Below are 11,653 nucleotides of genomic sequence, written 5' to 3'. Positions count from 1 at the left end.
AGAACTCGATGTAATTCTATTAATCGAATGGCCATCATTACCAAATAAGCTGATAAAGAATTTTTACCTAAAGTTCTCACTAATAAATCTAATAATTGATACAATTCACCTTTTATATCTTGAATTTCATCTAAAAATCTTTCTGATTCAATTCCCCAAGTCCAAGTATCTTCAAAAGCTGTAATTTGAGCTTCAGAACTTCCACCAGTAGAATTTTTGAAGAGAATATTATAATTAGCTTGAGAGTTAAAAGGTGGATCAAGATAGATTAAATCAATACATTCATCAGGAATATTTTCTCTGAGGACTTGTAAGTTATCACCGTAGTAAAGACGTTTCATAGATGTTGACATGACTAGTTTATAAATATTTTAAACTAAATATTATAACATATTATAACATATCTCCATAAAAATCCTCATCTAATAACTGTTGTAAAGTAAAAGGTAAATCAAGAGGATATTCTGATTCATCTGGTTTTCTCACTCCTAACTTAGCATTTTTACTTTCTTTAATTGCCAGTTTTCTAGCATCAGCATAAGCGATAAAAATTACCTCATGCAGATAATTTTTAAAAGAAGGATTTTCTTGTAAATCTTTTTTAATTCTAAAGCGATGTTCAGTAATAGCAATGTACCAACTTACTTTCATCATTTCAGTAATCATCTTTTATCAATCATAATGATATTTACAAGACAGAATAATCAATAAATCTTCTTCTATCTTGTAAACTAATCTATGTTCATCTGTAATTCGTCTTGACCAGTAACCTTGCAATTCATATTTTAGTGGTTCTGGTTTACCTATCCCAGAAAATGGTTCTCTTTGGATATCTTTAATTAATTCCAAGATTTTTTTAAAGACTTTTTTATCTTCCTTTCCCCACTCACCCAATTGTTCAAAAGCTTCTGGTTCAAATGCTACTTTTTTCATATTCATCTAAATCAACATAAATTAGGTTGCCTTTGTCTACATTTTCCATAGCTTTGAGTAGATGTTGTTTGTTAGCTTCTGATTTGAGAAGATAGGTAGTTTCATCTTCTTCAATAGGTGATTCAACTAGGATAATAACTTCTACAACTGTCCCTGCTGGTAATTCAGTGGTAGATAGTTCGATTTTGCCATCTTTACCGACAATAGCCTTTTGTTTAATTCCACTGAGCATAATTTTTAATTACTCTGATAAAGTCAGATGTACTTATTCTATTCTAACTCTATTATTTGAATAAATTAAGCCGCCTGTTCTGCTAAAAGGGGAATGACATGATATTTATCTCCAGTGACTTTTATTTCACCATCATGCAGAGGAATTTGACCGCCATTAATATCTATTCTATAGCCAATTGCGCTGGCAAGATAGAGTCCATATTGCGATCGCTTCGCTCGTTATCGGTAACGCTCTTGTTGTATTTTTGCGGTATTTATCCAACACACCACGCAAATGTTAAAAAACATTTCGCTATCTTGTCAAGATACAACACTACAAGGATAATTAACTAAGCATGGTTATGTGTTGCAATATCAAATAATATACAAGCTTATTGTATAACGCTGTTGAAGTTTTTACAAGTAGGGAAAAATTATGAATTTACCAATTCAAGTTACCTTTGCATTAGCAAGTTGGGTTGCTAAAGGCTTACAAGATGGAACTCTTGAACGGGTTGGGGGTGTAATTCGAGATGTAACAAGTAAGAAAATTGTAACTTGGTTGCGAGACAGTAATTCACTTGATCCTTCAGTAATCTCCGTTGCATCTGAAGGTTTTTCTGATGTGAATAAGCGTTTAGATGGTGTTGAGAATCAAATAGATTCAATTGGGCAAACTTTACAAGTTTCTCAAAGTATTTTGCAAGTATCTACTGCTGCTAGTATTCTCAATCTTGGTGTTTCTGTGATGGGTTTTGCTGTTATAGCACAGCGCCTAAATGAGATAGAAAATCAACTAAAGCAAGCGCAGGAATTGTTAAATAAAATCAATCGCAAAATTGATATGAGTTTTTATGTTAACTTCCGTGCTGGAATCGAATTAGCGATTAATGCCTTTACAATGAATAAAATTGAAAACCGGAGAAGCAGCGCGTTACAAGCTATTAATCGTTTCTTAGAAGCAGAACATATTTACAAAGATTACACCGTTAATGAACTTTCCCAAAAAAGCCAAATAATTGATAAATATCTACTCACATTATATTTAGCTTATATTGCCGAAGCTCGTTGTTATTTAGAACTAGAAGAACATGAAACAGCAATTCGTCGTTTTCAAGAAGGAACAAAAGTTATAAGGTTACTGGTTAATAACTACATTGAGATCATGCTTACTTCTAATCCAGCAGTGTATCTACATCCAGAATTTCAAGGACAAATAGACTTAAAGAGATTAGCAAAAATTTATCAATGGATAAATTCGGATTTAGATGAAAATGCTGTATTTGAAAATCAACGTAAAAATATATTTAAAATTGCCAAAGATCATACACAATGGATTGATTCATTACCACCTGCAATTTTAAATCGTATCGAAGTGCAAGGTGGATGGTTTGGTCCAAATCACGGTGAATTAAAACAAGCAGCTTTTCAAAGACTTCCCCAAGTATTTAAAGTAATGGAATCAATGATTGAAACTAACAACAGATTTGAATCTTACCAAACAGAAATACAAGCAATATCTCAATTAGGAATTAGTTTTCATGAATGGTTGCAATTAAAACCATCTACAGAACCAAAACCAGAAGGTGCAGAATTAATGTTTATTATTCCTTCTCAACCTTTAGAATTACCTGGTTAAAACTGTATTTCCTCAACACCTTGACGAATAGCATCTTCCATATCTTCCAGTGTTGCAGGTTCACCATCATATTTCAAACAACCTGCTACATCTTCCAATTTAGTTACTGGAAAAGGCTTTTTAGTTTTTAATAAATCTGCCACAGTACCTTTTTTAGCCGTACCTGCTGACAAAGCGGCTAAAGTTTGCTCTGCATTCTTAGCGATTTCTAAACGACGTTTTTCAATCTTCCTTTTCTTAATTAATTCTACTAAAAAATCCTGATCTTCTTGAGAAAGATTTTCCACATATTCAATTACCTCTTGAAAAGATATAGTTTTATTCATAATCAACCCCTAACCACTGCACTTAAAAAACAACTTACCAAAATTATAACATTCATCTTCTCTTCCTCTGTGTCCTCTGTGCCTCTGCGGTTCGTTATTTCATAAAAAAAGGACGAACTCAAAAGCCCGTCCTGAATATTTCCGAAAAAACCTAAATCTTCGCTTCTTCTCTTACCAACTTATCCCAACCCAAATCCTTCAAATTATTATTCCTTCTTAAAGGACGAGTTACCAACTCCAAAACATCACGCGCATTACCAAAACCGTGAATTTGAGCAAAGGTAAACTCCACAGACCACTTAGTATTAATACCTCGTGCTTCCAGAGGATTAGCATGAGCCATACCAGTAATTACCAAATCTGGTTTTAACTCATAAATTCGTTGCACTTGATTGTAATTATCTGGCTTTTCAACAATAGTTGGTAAAGGTGAACCCATTTCCTGACAAGTCTTTTCTAACAAAGCTAATTCCGCAGCTTGATAGCGTTTATCCATGTAAGGAATCCCGATTTCTTGAACAGTCATACCACAACGAACTAAGAACCGGGCTAGGGAAATTTCTAATAAATTATCACCCATGAAAAATACAGATTTACCGCGAATTAATTGCACGTATTCTTCTAAATTTTCCCACATTTGCGCTTCTCTTGCATCTAAACCCTGGGGTGTAATTCCAAATACAGAGCAGATTTTTTCTACCCATGCCCGTGTTCCGTCAGGACCAATGGGGAATGGTGCGCCTATGAGTTTACACTTGCGGCGACGCATTAAAGTTGTCGCAGTCCGACTGAGGAAAGGATTGACACCAGCGACATAATACCCTTCTTCAATCACAGGTAATTCTGTAAATCTTTTTGCGGGGAGCCACCCAGAAACTTTGATACCTTGTTTTTTCAGTTCTAAGGTTAATTGTGTAACTACTGGATCAGGTAAAGAGCCAAAAAGTACCAAGGGCGGATGATTTACGTACTCAGATTCATCTTGGGCTACATCTTCTTTTTTCTTACCGAAATTCATCAACTTCTGAATGGCGTTACGCTCGCCTTTTTCAGTTTCGGATGTGGGAGACTTTTCAGGACAACGATGAGCCATAGCGGCTAACACAGTGTCCTCTCCTTGGGTAAATGCGTAGTCGAGGCCGTTAGCACGAGCGACAACGATAGGAATACCAATTTCTGCTTCTAATTTAGGCGCTAAACCTTCCAAATCGGTTTTAATAATTTCCGTAGTGCAAGTACCAATCCAGACAATTACACTGGGATTGCGATCGCGTTTAATTTGCTGACATAATCGTTTTAATTCTTCATAATCATTCAATTGTGCGGAAATATCCCCTTCTTCTAATTCAGCCATAGCATAGCGAGGTTCTGCAAAAATCATCACTCCCATGGCATTTTGCAGGAAGTAACCGCAGGTTTTTGTGCCAATAACTAAAAAGAAACTATCTTCAATTTTTTGATATAACCAAGCCACACAACTAATCGGACAAAAAGTGTGATAATTTCCAGTTTCACATTCAAAATTTAAAGCTTCTGGTTGTTGAGCAACGGTCATTTTAATATTCTCCTTTTCATTTTTTCAGATTGTCAAACAGATAATTGAGGATGAAAAATTAAGTCAAAAGGCAGAAGCCAAAATTTATTAAATTTATTAAATTTATTATATTTATTAAATCTTAAACTTTGACTTTTGACTTTTATCACCCGCTTTCAATAATTAATTGTCAGGAAAAAGACGAGCCATTTCGGATTCATTAAATACCTCGGATGGCAATTCTTCTATTAACAAATTGTTATTTTCTTCACCCTGGTGCAAGGATTTTTTATCACCCCAGATGTCCGATACTACATCATCAAACCGATTTTTTGCTGATGTACTTAGTTCATCCAAGGAATTATCTACAGATAAATTCATCCCATTCAAAGCATTGCTATTAACTGAAGCGGGAGCAGTAACTTCCGGGTTATCGCTTGTATCTGTCAAATTAGAACCAGGAGGAAGGGAGACATGACCGGAATTATCCATGGTTTTTCCACTGGATACTGCTTCTGACTCCTGAGCAATTTCCGGTTCAGAGATATGTTCCATGACCACAGCCGGGTGACGGGAATATATCTCTTGTTCTAAACTGGGACTAAGACGATTACCAAGGACAATATCTGAGTCAAAATTCAAGCCCAGAACTTCAATCAAACTATCCACATCTGGATTGAGTTTAGCAAAGGGAAGCATTAGCTGGGCTAATTTCGGTTCTAAAGTATTGATCACCCCTAGAATGAGATAAGAAGACGGTCGTTGACCGCCATCAGGGGTGTAAACTGATTCAACAGTCATCAGCACAGTAATCCATTCACGATTTGCTTGAAAGAATTGCAACCACTTTTGCTTGAGTGAATCTGTAAAACTATCAAAAAAAGCCATACGCCCATTCTGAGAGGTAAAATGTTTTAGACAATCATCAAGTCTAGTTCCTCATCAGGATTTACGGCTTGTGTTTTGACAGGATTGAGATAAAAATCCGATAATAGGGAAAACAGTTCACGGTCAGGAGAGTCATTGGGAACAACACCTTCTGGTCGGGCGAGAATTTGATCAGCTATATTCAGGTAATAATCGCAAACGTAAGCAAGAGAAGGATCTGACTCGGCCATTTCAAACAGAGTTTTACCTTTAACACGGGAAACCCGAATATCTTCAATTAAAGGTAATACCTCTAAAACAGGCATGGGTACGGCTTCTATATATTTCTCAATTAAATCACGCTTAGAAGTCCGATTACCAATTAACCCGGCTAAACGCAATGGATGAGTGCGGGCTTTTTCCCGTACCGAGGCAGCAATCCGGTTAGCGGCAAATAAGGCATCAAAGCCATTATCTGTAACAATTAAACAGTAATCTGCATAATTTAAAGGTGCAGCAAAGCCACCACAAACAACGTCACCAAGTACGTCAAATAAAATTACATCGTACTCATCAAAAGCATTAAGTTCTTTTAATAATTTAACTGTTTCCCCAACTACATAGCCACCACAACCAGCACCGGCTGGGGGTCCACCTGCTTCAACGCAATCAACACCGCCATAGCCTTTATAAATTACATCCTCAGGCCAGACATCTTCGTAGTGATAATCTTTTTCTTGCAGGGTGTCAATAATGGTGGGAATCAAAAACCCTGTCAAGGTAAAGGTGCTGTCATGTTTAGGATCACAGCCAATTTGTAGCACTTTTTTACCGCGTTTAGCTAGGGCTACAGAAATATTACAACTGGTTGTAGATTTGCCGATTCCACCTTTTCCGTAAACTGCTAGTTTCACTTTTGTGCCTCTCTTATAGTTTTTTGACAAACTTTGAAATCAAACATTTACCCGCATCCATTCTGCTCCAGCAATGGGTGAGGTATGTAAGTGCCATTATTGTGCAAATTCTCCAGAATGCAAAGGGGGTTGTAATTTAAAAAATGTCGATATATGGCTTTTAATAATGAAAATTTAAGATTTTATGATAAAATTAGCTGCTAATTACCTAAAAAGCTCTAAAAATATCAAAAATAAGATTTTTATTTAGTATTTTTATAAAAATAGTTTCAAAAGACAAAAAAAATATCCTATGTAAAAATTGATTGATTCCATAGTGTTTGCTGATTGTGATCTCAATTGATCATATTCGACAAATTTCGGGTGTATGCTAGGAAAAACCTATGGTCAGCAATAAGTTGCCCATAAAAGGAGGATGTTAAAATCAGGGTAATTAGGGGATCTGAAAGCTGAAGAAAATTGAAAGTGAAGAGATATTGACAAGGGTGACTTCCTTCTGAGTCAGAATTAAACCTGGATTAGTAAATATTTATTAAATTAGGAAATATGGGAAATATCTGATATAAAACTTAACAACTGACTACTAACAACTGACCAATGACGAAAAGACAAAAATTTCCTTACTTAGTTGGTTCTAAATGGACTGCACAACAGAAAGTTGATGGTTGGAGACATTTTCAGGTCGTTAACCGCAAAAACCAGGGTAAGTGGGTATATGCGGAAATGGTGGCAGCCTGTGATCCTCAAGTCCGCTTTTGGTTAAATGCTAAATTATTACAAGATAACTCCCAATGGTACGCTGGGTGGCAAACTTTACAAGAAATTAACTCCATTGACAGCAATTAATTTCAGCAATTAAACTGCTTTTAACCTAAAAACCATAGATTTTCGGAATTGGGGGTTAATATACTGGTATAGTAAAAGTCACAGTTGATCCAAATCCTTCACCAAGACTATAAAAATGTACCTCACCACCCATGGCTTGTATTAGTCTTTGGGATATAACCAGTCCCAAACCTGTACCACCATATTGACGAGTCCGAGAACCATCAACCTGAGAGAATAATTGAAATAGTTTATCTTGGTTGTCTGGAGAAACCCCAATACCTGTGTCAGTAACAGTAACTTTGACTGTTGCGGGGTGTTTGTGTGGTATTAAATCTGCACTGACAGTGATACCACCTTGATGAGTAAATTTAATGGCATTACCCACCAAATTCAGCATTACCTGTAATAATCTTTGATAGTTACCTTGGACAAGGATTTTATCAGAGATTGTCAGTATTTCCATCTGGAAACTGAGATTTTTGATTTCAGCTTGAGGACGGGTAAGATGTTCAATATGCTGAAATAAATCCTTGAGGTTAACTGGTGAAAAGTCTAACTCTATTTTGCTTGTTTCGATGTCGGCGGCATCTAAAATGTTATTCAGGATGTTTAAAAGGTGTAAAGACAATTGATGGGCTTCTGTGATAAATTCATTTTGTTCTTCTGGGTGATCCGTCATTCCTGCCAAAATTAGCTGTAAAAAGCCAATTATGCCGTTAAGGGGGGTGCGAATTTCGTGGGAGATATTGGATAGAAATTCACTTTTTAAACGTTCGGCTGCTTCAGCTTTTTGCTGATATTTTTCTACTACTTTATATAAATTAGCATGAGCGATCGCTGTTCCTATTTGTTCTGCTACTTCTTTAGCTAATTCTAATTCTGCTTGTTGCAATTGGTAGCATTCATGAGCAAAACTGAGAACAAGTAAACTATTAGCTTGACTTTGATAATAAGTAGCAACAGCCATAACTTTGTACTGTTGAGACTGATGATCATCTGCAATTACCATGACCACAGGCTTTAAGGTAGCTAAGGCCTGAGCAAAAGCTGGTTCAGAAGATATGTCTATTTCCGAACCAAGTATAGAAGTTTCTTCCGGCTGAAGATATTCAGCAATTACCTGTACTTTTTTACTAGTGGGTTCACAAGGACAAATAATACAGTGTTTTAGCTTGAGTGTTTTTCCTAAACTATCAACTGTTTTTTGCCAAATAACATCTAAATCTAGGATTTGGCGAATATTTTTGCTGATTTTAGTTAATAACTTTTGGTGTCGCTGCGATCGCAAAAACGACTCAATTGATGTCAATGTTTTTACTGACTGATTTACTGCATGAGGGTTAATTTTTGATGGTAACAATCTACCCATCACCAAAACTGTAGTTATCGGTTGACCAAATTGGGGTAAAATGGGGGTAATTGTCAATTCCAACTCGAATAATTCAATATTGCATTTAAACCAACATTTCACCCTTTCTGGTACAGAACTGCTTAAAATCCGGTGTAAATGTTCTAGATAAACAACTTTATCTACCGGAGCAAAGCTATCATTCTCATTCAGGAATTCAACTATTCTCTCAGTATCACAACCTAAATATGCGCTGTGATCCCAATGAAAATGTAGATAACGACCAGAACTATCTTGTGTGTACACCAACTCCGCTCCCAGAGTTGGGAATAAACCATCTGTACTCAGAGGTGTAAATTCCAGATTTGGCGGAATTAAGTTCAGAAATTGGGTATTGGCAATAATAGTCATTAACCGAGTTGGATAGACAAGGGGCTACAAACTGCTTTCCATTGTGCTGATACTACAGCTACTTGTATTTTCCCATAAACTTTGACATTTTCTACGTTTTTGAATGGTGGATTTTTGAGTTTTCTGACATTCAATGCGTTAAATTTGACCCAGTAGTTCTAATCATTCCATTCACCGCGAGGGGGAATAGGTGTGCGGACGGGGGTACGTGTTAACTCATCATCTCTGTTAAAATCTCCTCGTAGCCATTGACGGATAGCTACCTCAATCACTTTACTGGGATCATTGGTGAGATGTTGAATTTGTTCTATTAATTCAGAATCTAAATGGAGCGCGATTTCTTTTTTGTCAGCGCGTCCGGTATCTGTATTTCTAGGCTGTTCTTGCATATTCATGGGCTTAAATACTGTGAATTTTTTTTCTCGAAACCGTGATCAATCAGTTATGATATTTATAATCTGTGCCTATTTAATTGTAGGCTGCCAAGTCAGCATCACTAGGAGCTATAAATAGATTTAACATAATAACGTAAGTTGTTAGTTAGGCGCGGTGTCAGAATTAGAATGTCCAAAATTAAGGATTAAACAGCTTGAAAACAGGGATTTTATCACCAATTACCCATTACCTATTACCAGTCTCGACTAGATAACTAGCAACTTGAGTTAAAATACATGAAGTAAATAGTTTCACTTTGGTTTGCTTGAGGGCAAAAATGGTATATGACTGACGTTCCCGCAGATCGCATTCGCAATTTTTGTATTATTGCTCACATTGACCACGGGAAATCAACTCTCGCTGATCGTTTACTACAGGCCACTGGTACTGTAGAAGATAGACAGATGAAGGAGCAGTTTCTGGATAACATGGATTTGGAACGGGAGCGCGGCATTACAATTAAGCTGCAAGCGGCCCGGATGAATTATACTGCTAAGGATGGTCAGCAGTATGTTCTCAATTTAATTGATACCCCTGGTCACGTGGACTTTTCCTATGAAGTGTCCCGTTCTCTTGTTGCTTGTGAAGGGGCATTACTGGTTGTGGATGCGTCCCAAGGCGTAGAAGCACAAACCTTAGCCAATGTCTATTTAGCCCTAGAGAGTAATCTAGAAATTATCCCGGTTTTAAATAAAATTGATTTACCAGGGGCTGAACCAGAGCGAGTAATTGGGGAAATTGAAGAAATTATTGGTTTAGACTGTAGTGGGGCAATTTTAGCTTCTGCTAAGGAGGGAATTGGTATTCCTGAGATATTAGAAGCTATTGTCGAACGAGTTCCCCCACCAGCTAATACTATCAATGAAAGTCTCCGAGCCTTGATTTTTGATAGTTACTACGATAGCTACAGGGGTGTAATTGTTTACTTCCGGGTTATGGATGGAACTGTGAAAAAAGGCGATCGCATTTACTTAATGGCATCAGGTAAAGAATATGTCATTGATGAGTTAGGTATTCTGGCGCCGACTCAAAAGCAAGTAGAAGAGCTTCACGCTGGAGAAGTGGGGTATTTAGGCGCGGCTATTAAAGCAGTAGCTGATGCTAGAGTAGGAGATACTATTACTCTATGTAAGAACAAAGCGGCAGAGGCTCTACCCGGTTATGCAGAAGCTAACCCGATGGTATTTTGTGGTATGTTTCCCATAGACGCAGATCAGTTTGAAGACCTACGGGAAGCTTTAGAAAAACTAGAACTCAATGATGCTGCGTTACAGTATGAACCAGAAACCTCTAGCGCCATGGGTTTTGGTTTCCGGTGCGGGTTTTTGGGATTACTACACATGGAAATTGTCCAGGAACGCCTAGAACGGGAGTATAATCTAGATTTAATCATTACCGCGCCTTCAGTGGTGTACAAAGTCGTCACCAATAAAGGTGAGGAATTATACATTGATAATCCTAGTCGTTTACCCAGCCCCAATGAACGGGAGAGAATTGAAGAACCCTACGTCCAGGTAGAAATGATTACTCCAGAAATCTACGTCGGTTCTTTAATGGAGTTGTCACAGAACCGTCGGGGAATCTTCAAAGATATGAAATATCTTACCCAAGGACGGACTACACTTACCTATGAATTGCCCTTAGCGGAAGTTGTCACCGACTTTTTTGATCAAATGAAATCCCGTTCTCGCGGTTACGCCAGTATGGAATATCATTTGATTGGTTATCGGGAAAATCCCCTGGTAAAATTGGATATTATGATTAACGGTGATCCAGTAGATTCTTTAGCCATGATTGTCCACCGAGATAAAGCTTATAATGTCGGGAGAGCAATGGCGGAAAAATTGAAAGAACTCATTCCCCGTCATCAATTCAAGGTCCCCATTCAAGCATCCATTGGTGCTAAAGTCATTGCTAGTGAACATATCCCGGCTATGCGAAAAGATGTCCTCGCTAAATGCTATGGTGGCGACATCAGCCGGAAAAAGAAACTGTTACAAAAGCAAGCCAAAGGTAAAAAACGGATGAAGGCTGTCGGTACAGTTGATGTACCCCAGGAGGCTTTTATGGCTGTTTTAAAGCTGGATAAAACCTAAATTCCAGATTTTTATTTTTGGACTATTTATGCCATCTCGCTTGTAAGAGTGAATACAGGCGAGTTGCTCCTGAAAAGGGTTAAGCGACAACCGACACAAAAAAGTAGTA

At 37.2% G+C, this 11,653-nt stretch carries 12 protein-coding genes and 1 pseudogene; 3 read left to right on the top strand and 10 right to left on the bottom strand.

Going from position 1 to position 11,653, the window contains the following annotated elements; genetic code table 11:
- The 4 genes and pseudogenes from H6F39_RS08620 to H6F39_RS08605 all read right to left on the bottom strand — a co-directional run.
- Nucleotides 1–353, bottom strand: a pseudogene (locus tag H6F39_RS08620) (site-specific DNA-methyltransferase); the annotation flags it as partial.
- Between the two features lie 40 nt (nt 354–393).
- Nucleotides 394–654: a DUF29 domain-containing protein gene (locus H6F39_RS08615; protein WP_242028626.1), complete on the bottom strand. Its 261-nt coding sequence runs from the start codon at nt 652–654 to the stop codon at nt 394–396.
- Nucleotides 655–672: 18 nt separating this feature from the next.
- Complete coding sequence (locus tag H6F39_RS08610; RefSeq protein ID WP_168358669.1) at nt 673–933, bottom strand: Txe/YoeB family addiction module toxin; 261 nt, start codon at nt 931–933, stop codon at nt 673–675.
- Nucleotides 914–1,165 carry a hypothetical protein gene (locus H6F39_RS08605; protein ID WP_028091509.1) on the bottom strand — a complete coding sequence of 84 codons (252 nt, stop codon included), beginning with the start codon at nt 1,163–1,165 and terminating at the stop codon, nt 914–916. The genes H6F39_RS08610 and H6F39_RS08605 overlap by 20 nt, the downstream gene beginning before the upstream one ends.
- Before the next feature lie 417 nt (nt 1,166–1,582).
- Between H6F39_RS08605 and H6F39_RS08600 the strand changes: the two genes are divergently transcribed.
- Nucleotides 1,583–2,785, top strand: a complete 1,203-nt coding sequence (locus tag H6F39_RS08600) for a hypothetical protein (protein WP_190396550.1) — start codon at nt 1,583–1,585, stop codon at nt 2,783–2,785.
- Here the strand turns inward: H6F39_RS08600 and H6F39_RS20665 are convergent.
- The 4 genes from H6F39_RS20665 to bchL form a co-directional block, all read right to left on the bottom strand.
- On the bottom strand, nt 2,782–3,111 hold the full coding sequence (locus tag H6F39_RS20665) for a hypothetical protein (RefSeq protein ID WP_137907956.1): 330 nt from the start codon (nt 3,109–3,111) through the stop codon (nt 2,782–2,784). The genes H6F39_RS08600 and H6F39_RS20665 overlap by 4 nt on opposite strands.
- A gap of 151 nt (nt 3,112–3,262) precedes the next feature.
- A complete protein-coding gene (locus tag H6F39_RS08585) occupies nt 3,263–4,666 on the bottom strand; it encodes a ferredoxin:protochlorophyllide reductase (ATP-dependent) subunit N (RefSeq protein WP_190372622.1) in 1,404 nt (467 codons plus the stop codon).
- 162 nt (nt 4,667–4,828) lie between these two features.
- A complete protein-coding gene (locus H6F39_RS08580; protein ID WP_190396549.1) occupies nt 4,829–5,533 on the bottom strand; it encodes a DUF5331 domain-containing protein in 705 nt (234 codons plus the stop codon).
- A gap of 26 nt (nt 5,534–5,559) precedes the next feature.
- Nucleotides 5,560–6,426 carry a ferredoxin:protochlorophyllide reductase (ATP-dependent) iron-sulfur ATP-binding protein gene (gene bchL / locus H6F39_RS08575; protein WP_236097119.1) on the bottom strand — a complete coding sequence of 289 codons (867 nt, stop codon included), beginning with the start codon at nt 6,424–6,426 and terminating at the stop codon, nt 5,560–5,562.
- A gap of 597 nt (nt 6,427–7,023) precedes the next feature.
- Here bchL and H6F39_RS08570 point away from each other — a divergent pair.
- The gene (locus H6F39_RS08570; RefSeq protein WP_137907960.1) at nt 7,024–7,272 is read left to right on the top strand and encodes a TIGR02450 family Trp-rich protein; all 249 of its coding nucleotides are present in this window, start codon (nt 7,024–7,026) and stop codon (nt 7,270–7,272) included.
- Between the two features lie 55 nt (nt 7,273–7,327).
- Here the strand turns inward: H6F39_RS08570 and H6F39_RS08565 are convergent, their stop codons facing one another.
- The gene (locus H6F39_RS08565) at nt 7,328–9,013 is read right to left on the bottom strand and encodes an ATP-binding protein (RefSeq protein WP_190396548.1); all 1,686 of its coding nucleotides are present in this window, start codon (nt 9,011–9,013) and stop codon (nt 7,328–7,330) included.
- Between the two features lie 158 nt (nt 9,014–9,171).
- Complete coding sequence (locus H6F39_RS08560; protein ID WP_028082969.1) at nt 9,172–9,408, bottom strand: hypothetical protein; 237 nt, start codon at nt 9,406–9,408, stop codon at nt 9,172–9,174.
- A gap of 324 nt (nt 9,409–9,732) precedes the next feature.
- Between H6F39_RS08560 and lepA the strand changes: the two genes are divergently transcribed.
- Entirely contained in the window at nt 9,733–11,544 is a 1,812-nt protein-coding gene (gene lepA, locus H6F39_RS08555; protein ID WP_137907962.1) for a translation elongation factor 4, read from the top strand.
- Nucleotides 11,545–11,653 lie beyond the last annotated feature (109 nt).

The sequence above is a fragment of the Dolichospermum sp. FACHB-1250 genome, from assembly GCF_014696335.1.
GTDB classification, from domain to species: domain Bacteria; phylum Cyanobacteriota; class Cyanobacteriia; order Cyanobacteriales; family Nostocaceae; genus Dolichospermum; species Dolichospermum planctonicum.
Note: the sequence above shows the minus strand (reverse complement) of the source record. Positions and strands in the feature narration are given on the sequence as shown.